Raw genomic sequence first — 23,752 nt, 5'->3', positions numbered from 1 at the left:
AACCCCCGGGAAATCGGGGGTTTTTGCGTCTCCGCACGCTGTCGATCCCGACCCGCAATCATCGGCTCCCGACCGCGTTCATCAGCCGGAGGAAGCGGCTCTGACGGTCGGCGGATCGACCCCTGCATCCGCTGGGTCGAACTCCGCGCCTCCGATCATGAAGACCCCGCGCTGCGGCATCCAGAAATCGCCGAGTCTGGTCTGCCGTGGCAGTGGCTCGATCACGCCGAGATCCTCGCCGCGGATGGACGCCTGCGACGACTCGACGATCCACATCCGCTGGGGGCTCGCTTTGAACAGCTGGTCGTTCGGGGTCTTCCCCGTCATTCCGATCCGACCGGCCCGAAGAGAGGGGCCGGCCACAGTGCCGAGTGCGGAGAGGAATCGTTCGCTCTGCCAGAAGCGAGCGGGTAGCGAACTGGCGACACGCGACATCATCCGGGTCATCGGCGTCGTGGCGAGCGTGACCGACCAATGCAGGTCGACCTCATCCCCGACGGTCACGGCAAAGGTGCGCTCGTTGACCCACTCGACATCGATTCGGTGGACGGAGGTGGACTCCAACGCTCGCCCGAAGTAGCGGGGACACGAGACGGTCGCATCGACGGTGGTGTAGATGGTCCAGGCTTCTGCGGGCGTGCGCAACCAGACGGATGTATACCCCGGACCGATCGACGTGACCGGGAACCGGCGGAGACCCAGCACGTAGCCGGAGCTGAACGGCAGGCCCATGAGCGCATACCCGGCGAACCGTTCGGTAGTGCCGGGCGCGAACTCGGAGCGAGTCTCCGCGTGAGCGACGAGATTGCGAACACTGTCCATCGTGTCCTCCACGTGGCACGATACTCGCCCGTACAGCCGGATGGGTGGTCTGTTCCGGATGACGAGGCGTCAGTCGCAGTGGCTCGGCTGAAACCAGTGACATTCCTTCGCGCTACGTCGTCGGATCAGTAGAGACTGAAGTGACGATCGTGTGGACTGCGTACAACACGGAAGAAGGCAACGTACATGACAACGGTGAATCTCAGTAAGACGAACTCGGCCGCATACCGTCAGGTGCTCGAACTGGATGGGCAGGTGGCGGAGGCGCTCGCATCCGCTGGTGTCGATGAGAAGCTCGTCGAGTTGGTGAAGCTGCGCGTCTCGCAGTTGAACGGGTGCGCGTTCTGTCTGCGCATGCACACGCGCGATGCGCTGAAGAAGGGCGAGACGACTGACCGGCTCGCGGTCGTCGCCGCGTGGTGGGAGTCGCAGTACTTCACCGCCCAGGAGCGCGCTGCGCTCGGCCTCGCGGAAGAGGTCACGAAGATGGCCGTGCCGGAGGGCACGGAGTGGGATGACGGATCGCTCACGCCCGAGCAGGTATCCGCAATCAGCTGGCTTGCGATCGTGATGGGCGTGTGGAATCGCATCGCGGTGCGCAGCCACTTTCCCGTGGCGCCCTGACGCTCAGCGGAACGTCACGTCGGCCGCAACAGCGTCGCGATCGACCTCAGCGTGCCTTCCAATTCCACGGACGGTTCCAGCAGCCACTGGATCTGCAGGCCGTCGGATGCCGCGACGACGAGCGCGGCGAGATGTTCGGCCGGCACATCATCACGGATGCGACCGTCCTCCTGCTGCGCGTGGAAGCTCGCAGTCAGAGAGGTGCGCAGACGCTCGAACCGCGCCGAGAAGTAGTCGCGGCTGACCTCGCTCCCACTCTCGAGTGCCGCGGCGACGAGCGTCGAGTACAACTGCACGAGCCCCGGAACCTCGACATTCGCGATGGCGGCGTTGACCATCATCTCGACGCCGGGCGGAGTGGGTGGGGGAGCGCTGCGCGCCGACCGCGTCGCCTCCGCGTGCGCATACACGGCGACCAGTAGCTGTTCCCGCGAATCGAAGTAGTGCAGAAGCGCCGCGTGCGAGATCCCGATCGCCTCGGCGATGCGCCGCAGCGAGGTGCCGTCCGCGCCGCGCTCGCGGAACACCTCGATCGCGCGATCGAGGATCTCCTGCCGTCGGGCGACGCCCTTGGCATGCGCCCCGCGACGCCCGATCACCGGCTCTGACTCCATACGACACAACATATCCGAAGCCATCGGCAATTAACCTCCAACTGGAGGTTTCGTGATAATCTCGTCGCATCCGCGCCTCGCGCACCCCTCCACAACGACGTACGAAGGAAGAATCATGGCTCTGCCCCTCGCCTCAGTGCAGCTGTATTCGCTTGCGAGCGAGTTCTCGGCCGACATGCACGGCTCACTCGAACGCCTCGCCGCGATCGGGTTCACGACGGTGGAGGCGTTCGACTTCGTCGGACGTCCGGCAGAGATCCGGGCCGCGTTCGACGCGACGGGCATCGTCGCATCCACCGGCCACGCGCCGCTGCTCTCGGATGAGCTCTGGACGCCGGACGGCGCCATCCCCACACCCAAGCCTGAGGTCGTGTTCGAGGCGGCCGCCGCCATCGGCATGACGACCGTCTTCGATCCCTTCGTCGCACCTGAGCGGTGGCTCACCGAAGGCGGGGTTGCCGACATCGCGGAGCGGCTCAACCGTGCGGCCGACGTCGCCGCGACTTTCGGACTGTCGGTCGGGTACCACAATCACGCCCAGGAGTTCGTCGCGTCATTCGGCGACCAGACCGCGTATGAGCGCTTCATCGAACTCACCGACGAGCGCGTGCAGATCGAGCTCGACCTGTTCTGGGCGCAGACCGGCGGGCAGGACGTCACGGCGCTGACCGAACGCCTCGGCAGCCGCCTCACCGCCGTCCACGTCAAGGACGGCATCATCCCCGCGGTGAACCCGTGGGGCCCCGAAGGTGCGTCGTTCTCGTCGGACAGCCTCGACCAGCGGCATCCGGGAACAGGCGACGTTCCCCTCGCCGAGGCGCTGCGCGCGAACGATAGCATCCAGTACGCCGTCATCGAGTACGACCACGCGCCCGGCGACGTCTTCGACGACATCGCGGCCGGCTTCACATTCCTGCGTGACGGCGGGTTCGTCGCATGAGCGCGCCCCTGGGCGTCGGCATCATCGGCACGGGCGTCATCAGCCAGACCTATCTCGAGAACCTCACCTCGTTCCCCGACGTGCGCGTCGTCGCCGTCGGCGATCTGATTCCCGAGCGCGCCCACGCGAAGGCGGAGGAGCATGGCGTGCCGGCATGGGGAGACGCGGATGCTGTGCTGTCGAACCCCGACGTCGACCTCGTCGTCAATCTCACGATCCCGGCCACGCACATCGAGATCTCCTCGCGTGCCGTCGCCGCCGGCAAGCATGTGTGGACCGAGAAGCCGATCGGGATGGATCGCGAGAGCACGCGTGCGCTGCTTCGCGAAGCGGATGCTGCGGGTGTGCGCATCGGGTCTGCACCCGACACGATCCTCGGACCGGGCTTCCAGACCGCCAAGCGCGCGATCGCCGAAGGCATCATCGGGACTCCGCAGTTCGTGCACACTGCGTTCCAGACACAGGGCCCCGACCTGTGGCATCCGGAGCCCGCGTTTCTGTTCGCGGCCGGAGCCGGCCCTCTGCTCGACATGGGGCCCTACTACTTCTCCGCACTCGTCAGCCTGCTCGGACCGATCGCCGGCGTCTCTGCGCGTGGTTCGCGCTGGCGCACCGAGCGGCAGATCCACACCGGGCCGCGCGCGGGGGAGAGCTTCTCGGTCGAGGTGCCGTCCACCGTGCAGGTGCTCTCGACGTTCGAAGCCGGCCAGCAGGGCACGCATCTGCTGAGTTTCGACTCTGCGCTCGAGCGTCACGGCGTCATCGAGATCCACGGCAGCGAGGGCACCCTGGTGATGCCCGATCCGAACACGTTCTCCGGTCGGACCGCCTACGTCAAGCCACTCGGAGTGCTGCGCGACGGCATGTCGACGGTGCAGGAGTGGGTCGACATCGAGCAGCAGGGCACCGTCGTCGGGCGCGGCCTCGGCGTGCTCGACATGGCGCGCGCCATCGCTGCGGATCGCCCGCACATCGCTACGGGTGAACTCGGCTACCACGTGCTCGACGTGCTGCTGTCGGCGCAGGACTCTGCGGCGACGGGTCAGTATCTCGAGATCGAGAGCACTGTCGGTGAGGTGCCGGTGGTGCCGGCCGACTTCGATCCGTTCGCCGCGACGCTGGGCTAGGGCTTCGGGCGTCCTTCTGCGGGCGTTGAAAGGAGGAAAGTGTCGGTCAGACAACACGATGACCGACACTTTTCTGCTATCAACATGAGGAGGGATGTGGGCGCTCACGCTCGCGGGCGCATGTCAATGGGGCTGCCGAAATCTGCCGGCGTTGCGAGTCTGGTGCGGAATTGATTCCGACCAGAACGGAGGACACCATGTCCGATTCGCTGCCCGATGAAGAAGGCGCCATGCCCGACGAGGACGGCGTGCTGCCCGGTCAGGACGTCGATCCCGACCTCGGACCGAGCACCGGGACGTCCGATGACTCGGAGGATGACGCTGACGAAGACGACGAGGACGTGGATCTGGCTGATCTGCCGTGATCGGACAGTCCGGATGAATCGGACCCCACGGTTCGAAGTTCGGTAAGTTGGTCTCGTCATGCATTGTCGGAGCCGACAACAAATCGGTTCATCGGCGACCTGCATGGCGTCCATATGAACCTCACGACGTCGCTCGTCGTCGCGGGCACAGCCGCCGCGAGATGAAGGACGGCGGTCGTGCGCCGAACTGAAGGAACACGCATGACAACTCCGATGAGGATCGGCGTCATCGGCGTCGGCAAGATCGCAGAGCAGTATTTCGCTCAGATTCCGAAGCTGTCGAACCTGGAGCTCGTCGCGGTCGCGGATGTCAACGCCGAGCGCGCGGACGAAGTCGCGCGCGAACAGCATGTCGAGGCGCTGAGCGTCGATGCCCTCCTCGCGGACGCGCGGATCGACGCGGTGCTGAACCTCACGATCCCCGCCGCGCACGTGGAGATCGGACTCCGCGCGATCGCTGCGGGAAAGCATGTGTTCGCCGAGAAGCCGCTCGGTCTGAACGTCGCGGAGTCGGCGGAACTGCTGCGAGCGGCGGATGCCGCCGGTCTCCGAGTCGGATCGGCACCCGACACGGTGCTCGGAACCGGAGTGCAGACCGCACGGAACCTGCTGGATCATGGAGCGATCGGCGCGCCCGTGGGCGCCGCGGCGCACTGGTCATCGCCAGGGCACGAGTCATGGCATCCGTCGCCCCAGTTCTACTACCAGCCCGGCGGGGGCCCGCTCTTCGACATGGGGCCGTACTACCTGACGACGCTCATCACGATGTTCGGGCCTGTGGTCTCCGTCGCCGGCTCGGTGAGCACATCGGATCGCAGCCGCTCGATCGGCAGTGGCCCGCTGCAGGGGACTCCGCTCGACGTGTCGATCGATACCCATATCTCCGCGATCCTCTTCCACGAGAGCGGCGTGAGCTCGACCGTCACGATGAGCTTCGACATCTGGCAGTCGCGCGCCCCGATGATCGAGATCTACGGAACCGCGGGAACGATCTCGGTGGCAGACCCGAACAGATTCGACGACCCGACCGAGGTCTGGACGACGGATCATCCCGAGTGGAGGGTCGTCCCGCAGTCCGGAGGCTACGCCGACGCCGGACGCGGGGTGGGCCTTTCCGACATGGCCCGTGGGATCGAGACCGGGCGCCCGCATCGAGCCTCGGGCGACCTCGCCTTCCACGTGCTCGAGATCATGGAGGCCGTGATCATCGCCGGGCGCGAGCGCCGGGTGGTCGAGCTCGTGAGTACGACAGAGCGGCCGGAATCCGTTCCGGCGGGTTCCCGGCCCGATCAGTGGTAGATCCTGTGGCCTGGGCAATGAAAGGAATGACCTCATGACCGATCGACGTGCACTTGTCGTCCGTGGCGGATGGGAGGGACACCACCCCGTCGAGACGACGGAGCTGTTCATCCCGTTCCTGGAGAAGTCGGGATTCGAGGTGCGTGTCGAGGAGTCCAACGAGATCTACGCGGATGCCGCGGTCATGGCCGCGACCGATCTCATCGTGCAGTCCGTGACGATGTCGGAGATCTCGAAAGAGGCGTTCGCCGGGCTGCGTTCCGCCGTCGAAGCGGGGACGGGCCTGGCCGGCTGGCACGGCGGCATCGCCGACTCGTACCGCGCGAACTCCGACTATCTGCACCTCATCGGCGGGCAATTCGCCACCCACCCGGGACGGCCACCGGCAGAGCGCCCCGGCGACGAGACCGACAACTACCTGTCGTACACGGTCGACATGACCGAGCTCGGGCGCACGCACGAGATCACCGAGGGCATCCCAGACTTCCCGCTGACGACCGAGCAGTACTGGGTACTGCACGACGACCTCATCGATGTGCTCGCGACCACGACCCACCCCGTCCAGCCGTATCACCCGTGGCATCGTCCGGTCACGTCACCCGCGGTGTGGACGCGGCAGTGGGGCGCAGGACGCATCTTCGTGGCGACGCCTGGTCACAGCGTCGACGTGCTCGAGGACCCCAACGTCCGCACGATCGTCGAGCGCGGAATGCTCTGGGCGGCACGCCTGCGTTGACCAGCGAAGAAGAAGTTCCGGGGTTCGGATGCCGCGGAACCCCGGAAAGTCTTCTTCCCTCGTCGCGGATGGGTGGATCGTCGCGGATGGGCGGTGCGGGCCTGCGCTACCGGAATGCCCGCAGCCGCAGGCTGTTGCCGACGACGAACACGCTCGACAGCGCCATGGCCGCGCCCGCGAGCATCGGATTCAGCATCCCCAGTGCGGCGATCGGGATCGCGGCGACGTTGTAGGCGAACGCCCAGAACAGGTTCGACTTGATCGTGCCGAGCGTCTTGCGCGACAGGCGGATCGCGTCGGCGGCGCTGCGCAGGTCGCCGCGGACGAGCGCGATGTCGGATGCTTCGATCGCCACGTCCGTGCCGGTGCCCATCGCGAGCCCCAGATCGGCCTGCACGAGCGCTGGCGCATCGTTGACACCGTCGCCGACCATCGCGACGACCTTGCCCTCGTGCTGAAGACGCGTGACCACGTCGACCTTGTCCTTCGGCAGCACCTCGGCGATGACCTCGTCGATGCCGACCTCGGCCGCGATCCGACGGGCGACCGCCTCGTTGTCACCGGTGAGCAGGATGGGGTGCAGGCCCAGCTTCTTCAGCTGTGCGACCGCCTCGGCGCTCGTCGGCTTGACCGTGTCGGCGACGATCAGGATGCCGCGGGCTGCGCCGTCCCAGGCGACAGCAACCACGGTCTGCCCGTCGTGCTCGGCCCTGGCCTTCGCCTCGGCGACGGCCGGTGAGAGCGCGAGGCCCCAGTCGGCGAGGAGCGATTCGCGTCCGACGATCACGCTGTGACCGTCGACGACGCCCTGCACGCCCTTGCCCTCGATGTTCGTGAAGTCCTCGACAGGAGGGAGCGCGCCGTCTTGCGCGGCGCCGATTCGGGCAGTCGCGGCCTTCGCGATGGCCTGGGCGATCGGATGCTCGGATGCATCCTCCAGTGCTCCGGCCAGGTGCAGCAGCTCACCAGCATCCGTCCCGGACTCTGCCGTCACGCCGACGAGGGCCATCCGTCCCGTGGTGACGGTGCCGGTCTTGTCGAGCACGACCGTGTCGACCTTGCGCGTCGACTCGAGCACCTCCGGACCCTTGATGAGGATGCCCATCTGCGCCCCGCGACCCGTGCCGACCAGCAACGCGGTCGGGGTCGCGAGGCCGAGCGCGCACGGGCACGCGATGACCAGCACGGCAACCGCTGCGGTGAACGCGGCAGCCGCCGGGAAGCCGGCGATCAGCCAGCCGGCCAGTGTGATCACGGCGATGCCGATGACGATCGGCACGAAGACGCCGGAGATGCGGTCGGCGAGACGCTGCACCTCGGCCTTGCCGGTCTGCGCGTCCTCCACGAGCCGCGCCATCTGCGCGAGCTGGGTGTCGGCGCCGACGCGGGAGGCGCGCACCACCAGGCGCCCTCCGGCGTTGACGGTGGCTCCTGTGACGGCATCCGTCGGCCCGACCTCGACCGGCACCGATTCGCCGGTGAGCATGGATGCGTCGACCGCTGACGTGCCGGAGATCACGACGCCGTCGGTGGCGATCTTCTCGCCGGGCCGCACGATGAATTCGTCGCCGACGCGCAGCTCGTCCACCGGGATGAGGGTCTCGACGCCGTCGCGCAGCACCGAGACGTCCTTCGCCCCGAGTTCGAGCAGCGCACGCATGGCCGCACCGGCCTGACGTTTCGCGCGCTTCTCGAAGTAGCGTCCGGCGAGGATGAACATCGTCACGCCGGCGCCGACCTCGAGGTAGATGTTGGCGGCGCCGTCCGAGCGCGACAGCGTGAACTCGAACGGATGCGTCATGCCTGGCATGCCCGCCGTGCCGAGGAACAGTGCGTACAGCGACCAGAGGAATGCGGCCAGTGTGCCCATCGAGATGAGCGTGTCCATGGTCGCGGCGCCGTGGCGCAGATTCGTCCACGCGGCCTTGTGGAACGGCCACGCACCCCACACGATCACCGGCGCGGCGAGCGCCAGCGAGGCCCACTGCCAGTAGGTGAACTGCAGCGCAGGGATCATCGCCATCGCGATCACAGGCACTGTGAGGATGATCGAGATGATCAGGCGCTGGCGCAGCGAGGAGAGTTCCGGATCTTCATCCGGCGTCGCCTTCACTTCTCGTGGCGACGGCAGCGCCGCGGTGTATCCGGCCTTCTCGACCTCGGCGATGAGCTGTGCGGCCTCGTATCCGGCGGGCACGGTCACCTTCGCCTTCTCGGTGGCGTAGTTGACGGTCGCGGCGACGCCTTCGAGCTTGTTGAGCTTCTTCTCGATGCGCATCGCACAGGAGGCGCAGGTCATGCCCCCGATCTCCAACTCGACGCTCGACGCGGACGCATTCATCGCAGATTCCTCTCGTGCCGGATGCTCAGTGCTCAGTGCTCAGTGCTCAGGCGCGGACGGCTGAGTAGCCCGCTTCGTCGACGGCGCCGAGCACGTCGGCGTCGCTGACAGCGTCGGTGGCGGTGACGATGAGCGTTCCGGACTGCGCGCTCACCTGGATGTCTTCGACTCCCGCGATCTGGCCGACCTCTTCGCGCACGGACATCTCGCAGTGGCCGCAGGTCATCCCGGTCACGGTGTACTCGGTGGTGCTCATGTTCGCTTCCCTTCGATCGGATGCCGTCGCCGGCGTTCCACAACCATAACAGAGTACCCCAGGGGGGTATTCCATCCGATGTTCGGGAATTGTCGTCATGTCACAATGGCGCCATGACCAAAGCCACTGCCGACCTGTACGACGAGTTCGGAGAAGAAATCCAGTCGCTCCCGCTGCAGCTGCTCAGCTTCGGCGGCAGAGCCGCATTCGATGGTCCGATCCGGACGATCCGCTGCCGTGAGGACAACGCACTCGTGAAGACGATGCTCGCGACGCCCGGCGACGGGGCGGTGCTCGTGGTCAATGGCCTCGGATCGCTGAACACCGCGCTGATGGGCGACCTGATCGCAGCATCCGCGGTGGAGAACGGCTGGGCCGGCGTCGTCATCCACGGCGCGATCCGCGACAGCGTCGCGATCAACGGCCTGGATCTCGGAGTGAAGGCGCTCGGCACCAACCCGCGCAAGAGCGCGAAGCTCGGCGCAGGCGAGGTCGACGTCGACGTGTCGTTCGGGGGAGTGATCTTCCGGGTGGGCGCGCACCTCTACAGCGACGAGGACGGCATCCTCGTCGAGCGCTGAGCCGCGCCGGCCAAGCATTCAGGTCGCAATATCTGCCGGAATAGCGTGCGTATAACGACAGAAAGTGCGACCTGAACGGGTGAGTATGGCTGGCCGCGGTTCAGGCCGCCGCGCGCAGCCCCTCGGCGAGCGGCGTGGTCGGGCGCCCGATGAGACGCGCGAGAGTGCCGTCGGTCTCCGCGAGTGTTCCGCTCCGGATGCCGGTATCCAGCGCCGTCACGAATCCGATCGTGCCCTCGTCAAGGCCGGCTCCCGCCAGCTGTGCCGCGTGCTCCTCGGTTGACAGCGCCGTGTACTCGACCGGGCGTCCTACGATCTCGGCGATCGCGGCGGCGAGCTCGGAGAAGTCCCAGGCGATGTCGCCGGCAAGCTCGTACACCTCGCCGATGTGGCCGTCTTCGAGCAGCACCACGGCTGCAGCATCCGCGAAGTCCTGCCGACTCGCAGACGCGACCTTGCCGTCTCCGACGCTCGCGGCGAGCACGCCCGACTCGGCAGCCTGTGACATGCTGCCGACATAGTTCTCCGTGTACCAGTTGTTCCGCAGAATGACGGCGGGGATGCCCGATGCCGCGATCAGCTCCTCCGTCGCCTTGTGCTCGGGAGCCAGGACGAGGTCGCTCGTGGTGGCCTTGGGCGCGCTCGTGTAGACGAGCTTGCGGACTCCGGCGGCCTTGGCCGCGTCGATGACCGCCTTGTGCTGCGGCGTGCGCCTTCCGACCTCAGAGCCCGAGATGAGCAGCACCGAATCGACGCCGTCGAGCGCGGCGCTGACGGATGCTGCGTCGTCGTAGTCCAACGCCACGACACGGATGCCGCGATCGGCGAGGTCGGCGGCCTTCGAGAGGTCGCGGGCGCCGGCGACGATCGCCTCTGGGTCGGCGCCGCGGGCGAGCAGGCTGTCGATGACGAGGTGGCCGAGTTGTCCGGTCGCGCCGGTGATGAGAATGGTCATGAGGATCCTTTCGAGGAGCGGTCCTCGATGACAACCGGTCAGGGGCATAGACATTCCGATCCGGAGGTACCCACTTTGAAGTAAGGTACCCACATGACGGTTAGTTTTGCGCAGATAAAGGAGACCATCCCCAACGTCTTCGAAGACGGCTGCAGCACGCGCGTCGTCCTCGATCACGTGATGAGCAAGTGGGGAGTGCTCGTGCTGTCGAGCCTGTCCGACGGCACGCATCGCTGGGGAGAGCTCCGCCGCGAGGTCGATGGCATCAGCGAGAAGATGCTCGCCTCGACCCTGCGCACCCTCGCGAGCGACGGGCTCGTGCATCGGGAGTCGTTCCCGGCGGTTCCTCCGCACGTCGAGTACAGCCTGACGCCGCTCGGCAGAGACCTCATGGAGCGGATGCTGCCGCTGGTCGCATGGGTCGCCGACAACGCCGACGGGATGCTGGGGCGCGAGGACTGAGCCCGGGATCAGCTGCGGATCAGGTCGACCCCCGCGGCCGTGAACTGACGCAGCGTCGCATCCGGCAGGAACGCCCTGGTCAGACCGCCGCCGATGCGGGCGAGGTCGCCCTCGTCGCGGTAGAGCAAGTAGATCGGCTCGTAGCGGGGGTTGAACTTCTTCTTGAACTGGTGCAGCGAGCGGAATCCGTAGACCGGCTCCAGCATCCCGCCCATCCTCGACAGCAGCGACGCGATCCCGCCCTCGTCCACGTCAGATTCGTGCGCGAGCGGTGCGCCCGACAGCGACAGGATCTCGGCGCCCTCCTCGGAGAACGCCTTCGCGGACGAGCCGATCAGGAACTCCATCACCGCACCGAAGCCTCCGTCTCGACGTCGCATCAGGTCGAGCGTCCATCCCACGATCCGTCCGCCGGCGCCGTAGACCGGAAGCCAGCTGAGCAGTCCGTCGACGTCGCCCTCCGGAGAGATCGCGAGGGCCAGGCGCACCTCGGGGTCTTCAGCCTCGTGCAGTGTTCCGAGGGTGAAGCGCATCTCGGGCAGGCCCTTGTCACCGACCCACGATTCCGAGATCGCCTTCAGCTGCTGGCGGGTGCCCCAGCTGACGTCGGCGAGGGTGGTCAGGCGGAACGTCATCCCCTCGCGTTCGGCGCGGCTGAACGACTGGCGCACCCGCGCCCACGCCTTGCCCTGGAAGGTGAGTCCTGCGAGGTCGATGATCGTGTCATCCGCGACGGTGAGCGCCTGCCATCCTTCAGGAAGCTGATCGCGCGTGCGTGCGGATGCGCTGAAGAAGCACGGTGTGACGGCGTGCTCCTCGGCGGCCTGGATGAACTCCAGCACCGAATCGGCGTGCCCCTCCGCTGGTCCGAGCGGATCGGCGAGTGCGATCGCCGCGCCCGAGCGCAATTGGAACGGCACGATCCCGCCCGACGACGTGCGCAGGTACTCCATGTTGTCCCACGTGGTCATCCACGACAGCGTCCCGCCGCCGTCCTTCTTGATCATCTGCTTCACCTCGTCGACGCTCACCGGAGTCCCGCCGAGGCTGCGGGCGCGCCGCCATACGCGGAAGGCCGCACGGGTGACGATGAGGAAGATCAGGTACGCGAGCCACAGGATCCCGGCGGATGCCGTGACGTCGAGGTCTCCCTGCACGGAGCCCGCGGCATCCTCCTCGATCGACAGCACGATCGCGACGCGCACGAGGACGGCGAGCGCTCCGATGACGATGTTGATCGCCGCGAGGACGATCGCGATGATCCAGGCCCAGCGGCGCCCGCGCCACAACCCCATCGCGATCACGAGGATGACGGCGGTGTCGAACAGCACGTCCGGCAGCGCGGTCTCGAGCCAGAGGTCGGTCGCTCCGAAGGGGCCGTTCGTCGGAATGAGCATCACGATCAGCTGGATCACCCCGAGGGCGACGACGATGCTCACCGCGAGCATCCGCTGCTCGTGCACGGTCGTGCGCTGCACGCGGAGGGACCGGTCGACCGACAGCACGAGCAGGATGGCGAGCGCATGCTCCACGTCGGCGAGGGTGCCGAGGTACAGCAGACTGATCGCCGCGAAGCCGAGCACCACGAACCACGCCCGCTGCCGCCACGGTGCGGCGAAGAGTCCGATCGCCGCGGCGATGCACGCCATGGTGCCGCCCGAGGCGCCGACGTCGAGCGTCTGCGCCAGCTGCTGCGCCCACGGCCACGGCAGGGCGCGCCCGCCGATGAGCAGCAGTGCGGATGCCAAGACCGCGAACAGCTGCCCGAACCAGTAATACAGCAGCGCGACCCGCCAGCCCCGACGGTACTCGAGGTACGCCATGCCCCAGAAGCCGAGGATTGTCGGGATGTACACCCACGGCTGAATGACGAAGAACGTGCCGCTGATCGGCGTCCACCACCGGCCCTGCTCGAGCGCGGGCAGCCCGTACGCGACGACGTCGAACAGGGGAGTACCGGCGAGAGGCCGCCAGAGCCCTTGCCCCGCGATGCCGGCGATGATGATCACCGCGATGAAGATGAGCGTCGCCGGAATCCGGCGGGCGAAGCCGAGGATCGCGGGGGTTCTCGAGTGAGTCGATTCCGTTGCCTCGGCGCTGCTCATGCCCTCAACGTATCGACGTGCCAAGGTGCGGGGCAATGGTGTGCTGCGTTTCCGAGAGGTGGCGCCTGTTGCCGTGTGAGGCCTCGAGAAGCGGCACATCGCGACACCTGCGGGTCGGCTCGGTGGCGGGCCGATTCGGGAGGTGGTTCTTTGTGTCGTGTGGCGGCGTGGGATGCGGCACATTGCGACACCTCGCGGGCGGGACCGGCCGGGCGCGCACGGGCCGGCGGGGGCGAGCTACGCCGTCGTGAAGATCCCCGCGGTCACGCGAGCGCTGAAGTACAGGCTCTCCACCGGCACGCACTCGTCCGCCGAGTGGAACTGTCCGTAGACGTCGAAGTCGTCTGGCACGCGCAGCGGCACGAACCCGTATCCGTGCACGCCGAGACGTGCGAAGTGCTTGTTGTCGGTGGATGCCGGAAGCAGGTAAGGCACCACGACGCCGTCCGGGTCTTCGGCCGTCAACGCCGCGGAGATGGCGTCGATGAACGGGCCGTCGATGGGAGAGGCGATCGGATGCATCGACCGCAGGCTCTCGACCTCGACGGTCTCTCCGGCCAGGCGAGCGACCTCGGCGAGCAGGTCGTCCTCACCGTCGGGCAGCGCCCGATAGTCGACGATCGCCTCTGCGCTCCCGGGGATGATGTTGCTCTTGTCTCCCGCGCGCAGCACGGTCGGCGCCGCGGTGTTCCGCGCCGCGGCGGCGATCACTCGCCCGACGAATCCGAGATCCTCCAGCTCAGCATCCAGGTTCTCGTCTGTGAACGTGACGCCTCGTGCCGCCCCGAACACCTCGAGAAATCGTGCCAGCGCCGGAGTGCGCACGACCGGGAACCGGTGCGCGCCGATCCGAGCGACCGCCCCGGCGAGCTGCGGCACAGGGTCACTCGGCAGCGGCCTGGACGCATGCCCCGCCTCGCCGCGCGCAGTGAGCCTCAGCCCGCCGACGCCCTTCTCGGCCGTCGCGAGCAGATACGCGCGACGTCCTTCGACGAGCGGCACCGAGAATCCGCCGACCTCGCTGATCGCCTCGGTCGCGCCGGCGAACAGCTCCGGCCGGTTGTCGACCAGCCACGACGCACCCCACACCCCGCCGCTCTCCTCGTCGGCGAGGAAGGCGAAGATCAGATCGCGCCGAGGACGGATGCCGGAACGCGCGAAGTGCCGCGCCACTGCCAGGATCACCCCCGCGTAGTTCTTCATGTCGACGGCGCCGCGGCCGTAGAGCAGGCCGTCTGCGATTTCGGCGCCGAAGGGCGGGTGAGTCCAGTCCGCAGCATCCACCGGCACCACATCGAGGTGCGCGTGCACGATCAGCGCGCCGGCATCCGGATCCGTCCCGCGAAGGCGGGCGATCACGCTCCCGCGCCCCGCAACGGGCTCGACGAATGACGTCTCGATGCCCACCTCCTCCAGCAGCGACTGCACGAACCGTGCCGCCCGCGTCTCGCCGTCGCCGATCGTTTTGAGGTCGCCCGTGTTGACGCTGTCGATGCGGATGAGGTCGCGGACGAAGCCGAGGGCTTCTTCTTCCAGCAGGCTGAGGGTCACTCGCCCAGCGTATGGGGCGCCCGCGTGCGTTACGCGCCGTTACCGTCCGAATCGGTGATGCGCCAGGTGCGTGATTCACTCATTCTCGTGAACAACTCCCGTGCGAAGAACAAGATCCTTTCCGCCCTCGGCGTGCTGGCAGCCGGCGCGCTGACCCTGTCGATGGCAGCGTGCGCGGGTGGCACAGACACCGCCGGTGGTGACGCCGCCGCCGACGAGACGAAGATCGTGCTCGGGGCGGACGACGGCACCGAAGCGCACTGGACGATCCTCAAGGACAAGCTGGCCGATGAGGGCATCGAGCTCGAGGTGCGCACCATCACCGATGGTGTGCAGCTGAACCAGGGTGTGCAGGACGGCGAACTCGACGTGAACCTGTTCCAGCACCTCATCTTCCTCTCCGACTTCAACGTCAACAGCGGCGGCACGCTCGTTCCGGTCGGCGCGACCGCCGTGTACCCCCTGGCGCTGTACTCCGAGGAGTACACCGACGTCGCCGACCTCCCGGATGGTGCGACCGTCGCGCTGCCGAACAACCCGACGAACCTCGCCCGCGCCCTGCTGAACCTGCAGCGTGCCGGGCTGCTCGAGCTCGAGGACGGCGGCAACGCCTTCTCGACCGAGGCCGACATCACCTCCAGCAAGGTCGAGCTCCTTCCGGTCGACACGAACCAGACGGTCACCGCGCTCAAGGACGGCAGCGCGCAGGCAGCGATCGTCAACAACACCCAGGCCCAGAAGGGCGGGCTCGGCGACGACCTGATCATCTTCAAGGAAGACCTCGACAACCCCGAGCTCGCGCCGTACATCAACGCCTTCGTCGTGAAGGACGAGAACAAGGACGACCCGCGCTGGGAGAAGCTCATCGAGGCGTACCACTCGCCCGAGGTCGAAGAGGCCGTCACCGAGCTGAACCAGGGCAACCTGCAGTTCAAGGCCGACTGGACCGCCGCTGACCTGCAGAAGGAGCTCACCGGCCTCGAAGACAAGCTCAAGGCCGCGAAGTAAGCAGTGACCGGAATCATCTCGTTCGATCGGGTCTCCAAAGCGTTCCCCGGAACGCGGCGGGGGCCCGTCGTCGATGCTCTGGAAGAGGTCGACCTCGAGGTCGAGCGCGGCTCGATCGTCGGTGTCATCGGCTACTCCGGGGCGGGAAAGTCCACGCTCGTCCGGCTGATCAACGGGCTGGAGAAGCCCACTGGCGGCAGCGTGAACGTACTCGGCGTCGACGTCGGAAAAGCGTCGGAGACCGAGCTGCGGGGCCTGCGCGCACGCATCGGCATGATCTTCCAGCAGTTCAACCTCTTCAATTCGCGCACGGTCCGCGGCAACGTCGCGTACCCGTTGAAGGTTGCCGGCTGGAAGCGTGCGGACATCGCGCCTCGCGTCGCGGAACTGCTCGATTTCGTCGGGATCGGCGACAAGGCCGGCCGGTATCCGCGCGCACTCTCGGGCGGACAGAAGCAGCGCGTCGGCATCGCCCGCGCGATCGCCGCGAACCCGGAGCTGCTGCTCGCGGATGAGGCCACCAGCGCGCTCGACCCGCAGACCACCGGCGAGGTGCTCGCGTTGCTGAAGGAGATCAACCGCCGCCTCGGCATCACGATCGTCGTCATCACCCACCAGATCTCGGTCGTGCACGAGCTGTGCGATCAGGTCGTCGTGATGGACGGCGGCCGCGTGGTCGACAGCGGCGACACGTACCGCGTGTTCGCGCATCCGCGTGCGGCGCTCACCGAGCGCTTCGTCGCCGCCGTCACGCAGGGCGTGCCGGCGGGCGACACACTGGATTCTCTGCTCGTCGGCGGCGGGACGCTCGTGAGCGTCGACGTCAACGAGTTCACCAGCGAGGACATCGACGAGGTGTTCGAGAAGCACGGCGTGCGTCGCGCGGTCGTCTTCGGCGGGGTCACCGACATCCGCGGTCGCCAGCTCGGCACCCTCACGTACCGTCTGCAGGCGGGGGCGGATGCTGTCGCCGAAGCGGTCGGGGAATTGGCGGTGCGCACGAAGGTGTCGGTGCTGCGCGGTTCGAGCGCCACGGTTCAGGCATCCGGATCGGAGGGCGTCTCATGACCGGCATCCATCCGCTCGCCAACTGGGATTCGCTGACGCCGGTGCTGCTGCAGTCGATCCAGGAGACCATCTACATGGTCGCCGTCACGCTCGTGATCGGCGGCATCGCCGGACTGCTGATCGGTGCGGTGCTCTATGCCACACGGCCGGGGAACCTGTTCGGCAACCGGATCGTCTTCAACGTGATGAACCTGGTGATCAACGTCATCCGACCGATTCCGTTCATCATCTTCCTCACCGCGGTCGGGCCCGTGACCAAGCTCGTCGCAGGCACCACGCTCGGCACCGAGGCGGCGATCGTGCCGATGACGATCATGGCCGCGGTCGTGATCGGGCGCGTGGTCGAGCAGAACCTCGTCGCGGTCGACCCTGGAGTCGTCGAGGCTGCGCTCGCGATCGGTGCGAAGCGGCTGTCGATCCTGTTCGGCGTGGTGATCCCCGAGGCGCTGGCGCCGCTGATCCTCGGCTACACGTTCATGTTCATCGCGGTGGTCGACATGTCGGCCATGGCCGGCTACATCGGCGGCGGCGGACTCGGAAACTTCGCGATCATCTACGGCTACAACCAGTTCGATCAGCAGGCGACCTGGGTCACGGTCGCGATCATCATCGTGATCGTGCAGGTGGGTCAGATCTTCGGCAACTGGCTCGCGCAGCGGGTGCTGCGGCGGTAGGCGGGTCGTCCTGGGGTGCGAGGTGGCGCCTTGTGTCGCTTCGTGGCGTTGGATGCGGCACTTAGTGACACCTCGCGCGGGGAGCCTTGCCGGAGGTGGCGCTTTGTGCCGCTTGGTGGCGTTGGATGCGGCACTTAGTGACACCTCGCGCGAGGCGCACGGTATGCGGCGGCGTGCCACCCCGGCGTCAGTCGACGGCGGCCGTGATCAGGATCGGGCGATGATCGCTCGAACGCTGCGGCAGGGTCTGGATGCTGTCGATCGTGAACCCGTTCGACGTCGCGAAGTCGTAGTGCCCCTTGAACACGCGGTAGCGGGTGTACGTGCGGTCATCGCTGAGCGTCAGGGTGTAGCCGTGGTCGCGGACGGTCTGGCCGAGGTTCTCCTTGAACACGGGGTAGTTGTAGTCGCCGACCATGAGCACAGGAACTCCGCGTCCCATCGACTCGAGCTCGGTGAGCGCCGCGCGGATCTGGTTGCGTCGCAGAGAGTTCAGCGCGGTGAGCGGCGCGGCGTGGAAGGATGCCACGATCAGCTCACGACCGATGTCGATGTCCTGCAACCGAGCGCCCAGGACGCGTTCATGGGCGGGCTTCAGCACTCGATCGTGCAGCGACTTCTTCAGCCCGAACGTGCGCATCTCCAGCAGGCGGAAGGTGTTCATCCGGTAATAGAGCGCCAGTCCGAGGCGATTGCCCTGCGTGGCATCCGCCAGCGCGAGTCCCGCGATCTCGTCGGGAAGCGCTTCGACGTCGCACTCCTGCAGGCACAGGACATCGGGGTCGTGCTCTGTGACGAGCTCCTTGAGCTCGGTGGCAGCACGATGCTTGCGCAGGTTATAAGAGATCACCTTCATCTCTGCCAACGCTACTGCGTTCGCCTGTGATCGAGGTGTCGAATCAGCCTGAGTTCTCGCTGTCTCGCCGTGCCCGAGTCTGCTCGGCCCGCACGGCGAGCAGGTCGTCGGCGGGGTAGCCGACCTCGGTCAGCGTGAGACCGCGTGCCGCGAGCACCTTGAACTCGCTCGTGCGCTCGAGCGCATCGCGCAGCACGACGAGGTCGCTGACGTCGAGGCGCTGCTCTCCGACGGCCACGCACGCTCCGACCAGCGCGCGCACCATGCTGTGGCAGAACGCGTCGGCCTTCACCTCGGCGATCAGCACCCCGTCGGCGTCGCGATGCCACCGGTAATCGAGGAGCGTGCGGATCGTCGTCGCCCCCTCGCGGGGTTTGCAGTAGGCGGCGAAGTCATGCAGGCCGATCAGGGTCTGTGCGGCAGTATCCATCGCCCGAACGTCGAGCTCACCGCGGATGCTGGTGGTGTCGAGGCGCCTGGCCGGATCGTAGCCGGCGACCTCATCGGCGAGCCGGTAGCGGTACCGACGCCAGACGGCGGAGAAGCGGGCGTCGAACCCCTCTGGCGCGATCGACGAGCGACGCACGGTGACGTCCGAGTAGGCGCCGAGCACTCCGCGGATGCGTCCGGCGATCGAGCCGGCGGGGTCGTGCGAACTGCGTCCGTGCCGGGTGAGGATGCGCGACCATTGCTCGTCATCGAGGTCGACGTGTGCGACCTGGTCGGCGGCATGCACGCCGGCATCCGTTCGCCCCGCGACGACGAACTGCACCTCGGAGCCGATGATGCGTGCGAGTGCCGCCTCGAGCGTGCCCTGCACCGTGCGCAACCGGGGTTGCTTCGCCCACCCGCGGAACTGGGTGCCGTCATAGGCGATGTCAAGCCGTATTCGCACGATGGCCAGCTTAGACTGGAACCTTCGGCCGCGAGCCGAAACGCCTCCTCATCATGACGCTCCTTCACTCTGCTCCTCGACGTTTCGCGGGACTGGACGGTCTGCGTGCGGTGGCGGTCATCCTCGTGCTGGCGTATCACCTCTTTCCGTCATCGCCGGTGCGGTCGGGGTTCGTCGGCGTCGATGTCTTCTTCGTGATCAGCGGTTTCCTGATCACGTCGCTCCTGCTGCGTCCATCGCGCCTCGGACGGCTCGGATCGCCGCGTCGGCTGATCGATTTCTGGCGGCGGCGCGCGCGCCGGCTGCTGCCGGCGTTGGCCGTGGTGATCACGGTGTGTGCGACGGCGGCGTGGATGCTGGGTGGCGACGTGCTCGTCGGCATCGGAAGGCAGGTGCTCGGTGCTGCCACCTTCAGTTACAACTGGCTCGCAGTCGCCGGAGGCAGCGACTACTTCACGGCGACGGCGCCCGAGCTGTTCCGCAACGTCTGGTCGCTGGCCGTCGAAGAGCAGTTCTACGTGCTGTGGCCACTGTTGCTTCCTCTCGTGCTGCTTGTTCCGGGGCGGTGGACGCGCGCGGCGCTCATGTTCGTCGCTGCGGGTGGGTCGGTGTGGTGGATGGCGATGCTGGTCGCCGAAGGCGACGTCACGCGGGCGTACTTCGGCACCGATTCGCACGCGTTCGGGCTGCTGCTCGGGATCGCTCTCGCGCTCGCCACCGTGAACATGCCGGAAAGGGCATGGATGCTGCGGCGCGGTGCGCAGGTCGGATCGCTGCTCGCCGGACTCGTCGGACTGGGTGCTGTACTGGTCGCCGCACTGTCGCCGGAGGATGCTTCCATCACCGGTGTGCTCGTGCTCGCGTCTCTCGGGACGGCGCTCACGATCTTCGCCGGAACCTGGCCCGGCTCGTGGCTCGGACGCGGTCTCGATGTCGCGCCGCTGCGCTGGATCGGTGAGCGGTCGTACGGCATCTACCTGTGGCATTGGCCGGTGCTCGTGCTGGCTCTGGTCGGCACGCAGGGGACAGGGCCGGAGGCCGGGGTTCCCGCGGCGATCGGTGCGGTGGCGCTCGTCGTCTCGGTCGGGGCTGCGGCGCTGTCGTACAGGTTCGTGGAGCAGCCGCTGCGTCGGTACGGGTTCCGGCGCGCGGGACGCGCACTGTGGTCGCGTGTCGCGGGTCGTCCGACGGCGCGCCTGGCCGGTGTGACTGCGCTGGTGGTCGGAGCCGTCGCCGTGGGCGGAACGGCGGCGGCGATCGTGACCGCCCCAGAGGCGACGTCGGCCGAGGCGGCGGTCGCAGCGGGGGAGCAGGCCATGAAGGATGCTGCGAAGGCGGCGCCCGAGGCATCCGATGACGATCCGGAGCAGATCGACATCCCTGCTGGCACCGAGATCACGGCCGTCGGAGACTCGGTGATGCTCGCATCCGCGCCGTCGCTGTATGAGCAGTTCCCCGGGATCACGGTCGATGCCGCGGTCTCGCGCTCGATCTGGGCTGGGCCCGACATCCTCAACGACCTGGCTTCGAAGGGCGAACTGCGCGAGAACGTGGTCGTGGCGCTCGGCACCAACGGTCCGGTGGATTGGGGCGTGCTCGAGCAGATGTCGCAGGCGGCGGGGAAGGACCGCAACCTGATCCTCGTCAACGCGCACGCACCGCGCGACTGGATCCCCGGTGTCAATGCCGATCTCGACGCCTTCGCCGACAGTCACCGCTCGGTGTGGGTCGCGGACTGGTCGGGCGCCATCGCGCCCCACACCGAGCTGCTCGCAGGCGACGACATCCACCCGGGCGAGGCCGGGGGAGACGTGTTCGCCGATTCTGTGGAGACCGCGCTGGAGCGCGTGGAGAAGGACCGCGTCCGGGCCGAGAAGGACTTCGAGCGCGCGCCAACCGGCCGCGCCCCGCGGGTGCCGTTCCCCGAGTAGGCCCGCACCCGTCCGAGCCGGCGCGGCAGGTGGCGCTACATGCCGCTCTGGCACGCGCGACGCGGCACAAGCGACCACCTGCTGCGACCATGCCATGTTTCAACCGTTCCAGCCTCGGCGGCGGAGTGCGGCGGCCACTCGACCGACCCCATCTCGGCGGCTTCCGTTGACGTGCAGCGACGTCAGTCGAACGACTTCCCACCCGGCCTCGGCATAGTCGTTGTACTTGTCGAGGTCGCGGTTCCATTGCTTACGCGAAGTTCGGTGGTGGTCGCCCTCGATCTCGACGACGATCCGATACTGCGGGTAGACGAGTTCCGATATTCCCAGCAATCGTCGTCGGTCGTCGCGAATCTCCATGTCGAGCACCGGTTCGGGAAGCCCTGCCGAGGCGGCGTCCAATCGGAAGTCGGTCTCAAGCACGGAGGAGCTGCCGACGCAGATCAGTTCCAGCGCTTCGCGCAGTTTGCCCGTCGACGGCGGTCGCGGTCCGCAGGACACCTCAGCGGCGAGATCCGCGATCGTGCCGTGGGAGAGCTCCGGATGCTGTCGGCCGAAGTCATCACGAGGCACCTGCACGATGGCATCTCCGATCTCAACGAGTTCGCGCAACGTCAAGTCGCGTGCGAGCATCGCCCAGGTGCTCGTCGGCGTCGTCATACGAAGCCCGTCGATTTCGGTGATGGTGACGAGGTGGGGAGCGACCTTGCGACCTTTGACACCTTTCGCGCGCGGAGCACGCTGCGGTGCGAAGACCGCGACAGCCAATGCAGTGGGAGTCTTCAAGGGAAGGGCATACCCGACGATCGCCGCAGTGGCCGCGCAGTAGAAGCTGCCTGGTGGCATGATCTCGCTGTACACGCGAGCGTCGTCCGCGTGTTCCTTCCGTGCCCGCCGGAAGTGTGCGTACGCCGCATCGTCGCGGGATGCCTCGATGGAACGCTGCGTGATGAACTCCGCCGTGCGGCGCGTGCCCCGGAACGGGATGGTCAGGTCTTTCGCCCGCATGCGACGCCGGGTCGCGCCCTGGCGCTCCGCGTCGCGGACCGAGAACTGACCGCCGAGCGAGTCGGGAAGCGGGTTCGGCGTGGGAGGCATGCGCACAGGTTGCCCCAGAGCGACGACACCGCGGATGCTGAAACCCACGTCTCGTGGACAAGGCGGATGCCGCAGCGGATGTGCAGGACGAGAGCAGCGTTCGACGAGACTCGTCCAGCCGAGTCTCGCCGGCGGGGGAGGTGGTCGCATGTGTCGCTTCGCAGGGTGCCGTGCGGCACGAAGCGACACCTGCGCGGGGTGTGGGAACGGCATCCGACGGGGAGGTGGTCGTATGTGTCGCTTCGCCGGGGGCCGTGCGGCACGAAGCGACACCTGCCGCTGCAGCCCCTCCCGCCACCCCGCCCCGATTCCCACTTCCGGGGAAATTGCCGTAGGCTATCCCTTTGGTACTCGACTGCAGAGTGCCGCGAACGTGAGCCCTCCACTGGCGTGTTCCGAGCAATAGCGAAGAACCACCCCGGAGTGGGATTCACGAACTCCTCCGTTCGAACAAGAAAGCAGCACTATTGTGACGCGCACATACACCCCGAAGGCCGGGCAGATCCAGCGTGACTGGGTCGTCATCGACGCCAACGACGTCGTTCTCGGTCGCCTCGCCTCGCACGCCGCAGCGCTCCTGCGCGGCAAGCACAAGGCCACCTTCGCCAACCACCTCGACTCGGGTGACTTCGTCATCATCATCAACGCCGACAAGGTCGCGATGACGGGTCAGAAGCTCCAGAAGAAGATGGCCTACCGCCACTCGGGCTACCCGGGCGGTCTCACCAAGGTCTCCTACGAGGAGCTCCTGGCGAAGAACCCGATCCGCGCTGTCGAGAAGGCCGTCCGCGGCATGCTCCCCAAGAACAGCCTCGGTCGTCAGCAGCTGACCAAGCTCAAGGTGTACGTCGGTGCCGAGCACCCGCACGCCGCTCAGCAGCCCACGACGTACACCCTCGACCAGGTCGCCCAGTGAGCGCCGCTAAGACTACTAAGGACAATCTCGTGGCTGATACTCAGGACACCACCGAAACCGCCGAAACCCCTCAGAGCTACTCGACCTCCAGCCCGGAGACCGTCGAGACCGAGGCTGCGGCTCCCCGCCCCGTTCTCAACGTTCCCGGCGCAGCCGTCGGCCGTCGCAAGCAGGCCATCGCCCGCGTGCGTCTGGTTCCCGGCTCGGGTGTCATCACGGTCAACGGCCGTACGCTCGAGGACTACTTCCCGAACAAGCTGCACCAGCAGCTGATCACCGACCCGTTCACGGTGCTGAACCTCACGGGTGCGTACGACGTCATCGCGCGCATCTCCGGTGGCGGCGACTCCGGTCAGGCCGGCGCACTGCGTCTCGGCATCGCCCGTTCGCTGAACGGCATCGATGAGGAGAACAACCGCGCGATCCTCAAGAAGGCCGGCTTCCTCCGTCGTGACGCTCGCGTCATCGAGCGCAAGAAGGCTGGTCTCAAGAAGGCCCGCAAGGCGCCTCAGTACTCGAAGCGTTAAG

The 23,752-nt window shown here is 67.2% G+C and carries 24 protein-coding genes; 14 read left to right on the top strand and 10 right to left on the bottom strand.

Translation table 11 applies throughout. The features are described from left to right. Window positions 1-81: 81 nt before the first annotated feature. Complete coding sequence (locus IEV67_RS09400) at window positions 82-822, bottom strand: hypothetical protein (RefSeq protein ID WP_188436298.1); 741 nt, start codon at window positions 820-822, stop codon at window positions 82-84. A 186-nt stretch (window positions 823-1,008) separates the two neighbouring features. Here IEV67_RS09400 and IEV67_RS09395 point away from each other — a divergent pair, with 186 nt between their 5' ends. Beyond that, on the top strand, window positions 1,009-1,446 hold the full coding sequence (locus IEV67_RS09395; RefSeq protein ID WP_188436297.1) for a carboxymuconolactone decarboxylase family protein: 438 nt from the start codon (window positions 1,009-1,011) through the stop codon (window positions 1,444-1,446). A gap of 14 nt (window positions 1,447-1,460) precedes the next feature. Here IEV67_RS09395 and IEV67_RS09390 read toward each other — a convergent pair whose 3' ends face one another. Beyond that, a complete protein-coding gene (locus IEV67_RS09390; RefSeq protein ID WP_229702952.1) occupies window positions 1,461-2,060 on the bottom strand; it encodes a TetR/AcrR family transcriptional regulator in 600 nt (199 codons plus the stop codon). A 115-nt stretch (window positions 2,061-2,175) separates the two neighbouring features. Here IEV67_RS09390 and IEV67_RS09385 point away from each other — a divergent pair, with 115 nt between their 5' ends. The 5 genes from IEV67_RS09385 to IEV67_RS09365 all read left to right on the top strand — a co-directional run bounded on the left by IEV67_RS09385 (window position 2,176) and on the right by IEV67_RS09365 (window position 6,527). Then, on the top strand, window positions 2,176-3,000 hold the full coding sequence (locus IEV67_RS09385) for a sugar phosphate isomerase/epimerase family protein (RefSeq protein WP_188436296.1): 825 nt from the start codon (window positions 2,176-2,178) through the stop codon (window positions 2,998-3,000). After that, complete coding sequence (locus tag IEV67_RS09380) at window positions 2,997-4,127, top strand: Gfo/Idh/MocA family protein (protein WP_188436295.1); 1,131 nt, start codon at window positions 2,997-2,999, stop codon at window positions 4,125-4,127. Before IEV67_RS09385 ends, IEV67_RS09380 begins: the two co-directional genes overlap by 4 nt. Before the next feature lie 197 nt (window positions 4,128-4,324). After that, window positions 4,325-4,492: a hypothetical protein gene (locus IEV67_RS09375; RefSeq protein ID WP_188436294.1), complete on the top strand. Its 168-nt coding sequence runs from the start codon at window positions 4,325-4,327 to the stop codon at window positions 4,490-4,492. Between the two features lie 201 nt (window positions 4,493-4,693). Continuing rightward, entirely contained in the window at window positions 4,694-5,791 is a 1,098-nt protein-coding gene (locus IEV67_RS09370) for a Gfo/Idh/MocA family protein (RefSeq protein ID WP_188436293.1), read from the top strand. A 34-nt stretch (window positions 5,792-5,825) separates the two neighbouring features. Then, entirely contained in the window at window positions 5,826-6,527 is a 702-nt protein-coding gene (locus tag IEV67_RS09365; RefSeq protein WP_188436292.1) for a ThuA domain-containing protein, read from the top strand. 106 nt (window positions 6,528-6,633) lie between these two features. On the opposite strand, the gene IEV67_RS09360 is transcribed toward IEV67_RS09365, so the two are convergent. Together IEV67_RS09360 and IEV67_RS09355 are read right to left on the bottom strand one after the other, a co-directional pair. After that, window positions 6,634-8,868, bottom strand: coding sequence for a heavy metal translocating P-type ATPase (locus IEV67_RS09360; RefSeq protein ID WP_188436291.1), 2,235 nt, complete (start codon window positions 8,866-8,868; stop codon window positions 6,634-6,636). Window positions 8,869-8,914: 46 nt separating this feature from the next. Next, the gene (locus tag IEV67_RS09355; RefSeq protein ID WP_188436290.1) at window positions 8,915-9,124 is read right to left on the bottom strand and encodes a heavy-metal-associated domain-containing protein; all 210 of its coding nucleotides are present in this window, start codon (window positions 9,122-9,124) and stop codon (window positions 8,915-8,917) included. Between the two features lie 113 nt (window positions 9,125-9,237). Between IEV67_RS09355 and rraA the strand changes: the two genes are divergently transcribed. Further along, window positions 9,238-9,705: a ribonuclease E activity regulator RraA gene (gene rraA / locus IEV67_RS09350; RefSeq protein ID WP_188436289.1), complete on the top strand. Its 468-nt coding sequence runs from the start codon at window positions 9,238-9,240 to the stop codon at window positions 9,703-9,705. Window positions 9,706-9,805: 100 nt separating this feature from the next. On the opposite strand, the gene IEV67_RS09345 is transcribed toward rraA, so the two are convergent. Next, entirely contained in the window at window positions 9,806-10,660 is an 855-nt protein-coding gene (locus IEV67_RS09345; RefSeq protein WP_188436288.1) for an SDR family oxidoreductase, read from the bottom strand. A 93-nt stretch (window positions 10,661-10,753) separates the two neighbouring features. On the opposite strand from IEV67_RS09345, the gene IEV67_RS09340 reads away from it, so the two are divergent. Further along, a complete protein-coding gene (locus IEV67_RS09340; RefSeq protein WP_188436287.1) occupies window positions 10,754-11,122 on the top strand; it encodes a winged helix-turn-helix transcriptional regulator in 369 nt (122 codons plus the stop codon). Between the two features lie 8 nt (window positions 11,123-11,130). Here the strand turns inward: IEV67_RS09340 and IEV67_RS09335 are convergent, their stop codons facing one another. Further along, the gene (locus IEV67_RS09335; protein WP_188436286.1) at window positions 11,131-13,227 is read right to left on the bottom strand and encodes a bifunctional lysylphosphatidylglycerol flippase/synthetase MprF; all 2,097 of its coding nucleotides are present in this window, start codon (window positions 13,225-13,227) and stop codon (window positions 11,131-11,133) included. 237 nt (window positions 13,228-13,464) lie between these two features. Beyond that, window positions 13,465-14,778, bottom strand: a complete 1,314-nt coding sequence (locus tag IEV67_RS09330; protein ID WP_229702950.1) for a M20/M25/M40 family metallo-hydrolase — start codon at window positions 14,776-14,778, stop codon at window positions 13,465-13,467. Between the two features lie 87 nt (window positions 14,779-14,865). On the opposite strand from IEV67_RS09330, the gene IEV67_RS09325 reads away from it, so the two are divergent. From IEV67_RS09325 to IEV67_RS09315, 3 genes are read left to right on the top strand one after another with little or no spacing between them, the layout of a single operon-like run. Beyond that, window positions 14,866-15,786, top strand: coding sequence for a MetQ/NlpA family ABC transporter substrate-binding protein (locus tag IEV67_RS09325; RefSeq protein ID WP_229702948.1), 921 nt, complete (start codon window positions 14,866-14,868; stop codon window positions 15,784-15,786). Between the two features lie 3 nt (window positions 15,787-15,789). Further along, window positions 15,790-16,854 (top strand): methionine ABC transporter ATP-binding protein, encoded by a 1,065-nt coding sequence (locus IEV67_RS09320; protein ID WP_188436285.1) that lies wholly within the window; start codon window positions 15,790-15,792, stop codon window positions 16,852-16,854. Further along, window positions 16,851-17,528: a methionine ABC transporter permease gene (locus tag IEV67_RS09315; protein WP_188436284.1), complete on the top strand. Its 678-nt coding sequence runs from the start codon at window positions 16,851-16,853 to the stop codon at window positions 17,526-17,528. Before IEV67_RS09320 ends, IEV67_RS09315 begins: the two co-directional genes overlap by 4 nt. A 187-nt stretch (window positions 17,529-17,715) precedes the next feature. Here the strand turns inward: IEV67_RS09315 and IEV67_RS09310 are convergent, their stop codons facing one another. Continuing rightward, a complete protein-coding gene (locus IEV67_RS09310; RefSeq protein ID WP_188436283.1) occupies window positions 17,716-18,384 on the bottom strand; it encodes an endonuclease/exonuclease/phosphatase family protein in 669 nt (222 codons plus the stop codon). Window positions 18,385-18,427: 43 nt separating this feature from the next. Then, window positions 18,428-19,279, bottom strand: a complete 852-nt coding sequence (gene truA / locus IEV67_RS09305; RefSeq protein ID WP_188436282.1) for a tRNA pseudouridine(38-40) synthase TruA — start codon at window positions 19,277-19,279, stop codon at window positions 18,428-18,430. A gap of 53 nt (window positions 19,280-19,332) precedes the next feature. On the opposite strand from truA, the gene IEV67_RS09300 reads away from it, so the two are divergent. Next, window positions 19,333-21,210 (top strand): acyltransferase family protein, encoded by a 1,878-nt coding sequence (locus IEV67_RS09300; RefSeq protein WP_188436281.1) that lies wholly within the window; start codon window positions 19,333-19,335, stop codon window positions 21,208-21,210. Between the two features lie 99 nt (window positions 21,211-21,309). On the opposite strand, the gene IEV67_RS09295 is transcribed toward IEV67_RS09300, so the two are convergent. Next, the gene (locus IEV67_RS09295; protein ID WP_188436280.1) at window positions 21,310-22,308 is read right to left on the bottom strand and encodes a putative endonuclease domain-containing protein; all 999 of its coding nucleotides are present in this window, start codon (window positions 22,306-22,308) and stop codon (window positions 21,310-21,312) included. Between the two features lie 469 nt (window positions 22,309-22,777). Between IEV67_RS09295 and rplM the strand changes: the two genes are divergently transcribed. After that, window positions 22,778-23,224: a 50S ribosomal protein L13 gene (gene rplM, locus IEV67_RS09290; RefSeq protein WP_188436279.1), complete on the top strand. Its 447-nt coding sequence runs from the start codon at window positions 22,778-22,780 to the stop codon at window positions 23,222-23,224. 29 nt (window positions 23,225-23,253) lie between these two features. Beyond that, window positions 23,254-23,751, top strand: a complete 498-nt coding sequence (gene rpsI, locus IEV67_RS09285; protein WP_188436278.1) for a 30S ribosomal protein S9 — start codon at window positions 23,254-23,256, stop codon at window positions 23,749-23,751. Window position 23,752 lies beyond the last annotated feature (1 nt).

This window comes from Microbacterium murale, assembly GCF_014635185.1.
In the GTDB taxonomy this organism is placed as follows: domain Bacteria; phylum Actinomycetota; class Actinomycetes; order Actinomycetales; family Microbacteriaceae; genus Microbacterium; species Microbacterium murale.
This window is presented reverse-complemented; position numbering and strand designations above follow the sequence as displayed.

What these genes read in the sequence shown, in the direction of transcription:
- IEV67_RS09400 (WP_188436298.1), bottom strand. Translation starts at nt 822, where the DNA reads ATGGACAGTGTTCGCAATCTCGTCGCTCACGCGGAGACTCGCTCCGAG.
- IEV67_RS09395 (WP_188436297.1), top strand. Translation starts at nt 1,009, where the DNA reads ATGACAACGGTGAATCTCAGTAAGACGAACTCGGCCGCATACCGTCAG.
- IEV67_RS09390 (WP_229702952.1), bottom strand. Translation starts at nt 2,060, where the DNA reads ATGGAGTCAGAGCCGGTGATCGGGCGTCGCGGGGCGCATGCCAAGGGC.
- IEV67_RS09385 (WP_188436296.1), top strand. Translation starts at nt 2,176, where the DNA reads ATGGCTCTGCCCCTCGCCTCAGTGCAGCTGTATTCGCTTGCGAGCGAG.
- IEV67_RS09380 (WP_188436295.1), top strand. Translation starts at nt 2,997, where the DNA reads ATGAGCGCGCCCCTGGGCGTCGGCATCATCGGCACGGGCGTCATCAGC.
- IEV67_RS09375 (WP_188436294.1), top strand. Translation starts at nt 4,325, where the DNA reads ATGTCCGATTCGCTGCCCGATGAAGAAGGCGCCATGCCCGACGAGGAC.
- IEV67_RS09370 (WP_188436293.1), top strand. Translation starts at nt 4,694, where the DNA reads ATGACAACTCCGATGAGGATCGGCGTCATCGGCGTCGGCAAGATCGCA.
- IEV67_RS09365 (WP_188436292.1), top strand. Translation starts at nt 5,826, where the DNA reads ATGACCGATCGACGTGCACTTGTCGTCCGTGGCGGATGGGAGGGACAC.
- IEV67_RS09360 (WP_188436291.1), bottom strand. Translation starts at nt 8,868, where the DNA reads ATGAATGCGTCCGCGTCGAGCGTCGAGTTGGAGATCGGGGGCATGACC.
- IEV67_RS09355 (WP_188436290.1), bottom strand. Translation starts at nt 9,124, where the DNA reads ATGAGCACCACCGAGTACACCGTGACCGGGATGACCTGCGGCCACTGC.
- rraA (WP_188436289.1), top strand. Translation starts at nt 9,238, where the DNA reads ATGACCAAAGCCACTGCCGACCTGTACGACGAGTTCGGAGAAGAAATC.
- IEV67_RS09345 (WP_188436288.1), bottom strand. Translation starts at nt 10,660, where the DNA reads ATGACCATTCTCATCACCGGCGCGACCGGACAACTCGGCCACCTCGTC.
- IEV67_RS09340 (WP_188436287.1), top strand. Translation starts at nt 10,754, where the DNA reads ATGACGGTTAGTTTTGCGCAGATAAAGGAGACCATCCCCAACGTCTTC.
- IEV67_RS09335 (WP_188436286.1), bottom strand. Translation starts at nt 13,227, where the DNA reads ATGAGCAGCGCCGAGGCAACGGAATCGACTCACTCGAGAACCCCCGCG.
- IEV67_RS09315 (WP_188436284.1), top strand. Translation starts at nt 16,851, where the DNA reads ATGACCGGCATCCATCCGCTCGCCAACTGGGATTCGCTGACGCCGGTG.
- IEV67_RS09310 (WP_188436283.1), bottom strand. Translation starts at nt 18,384, where the DNA reads ATGAAGGTGATCTCTTATAACCTGCGCAAGCATCGTGCTGCCACCGAG.
- IEV67_RS09300 (WP_188436281.1), top strand. Translation starts at nt 19,333, where the DNA reads ATGACGCTCCTTCACTCTGCTCCTCGACGTTTCGCGGGACTGGACGGT.
- IEV67_RS09295 (WP_188436280.1), bottom strand. Translation starts at nt 22,308, where the DNA reads ATGCCTCCCACGCCGAACCCGCTTCCCGACTCGCTCGGCGGTCAGTTC.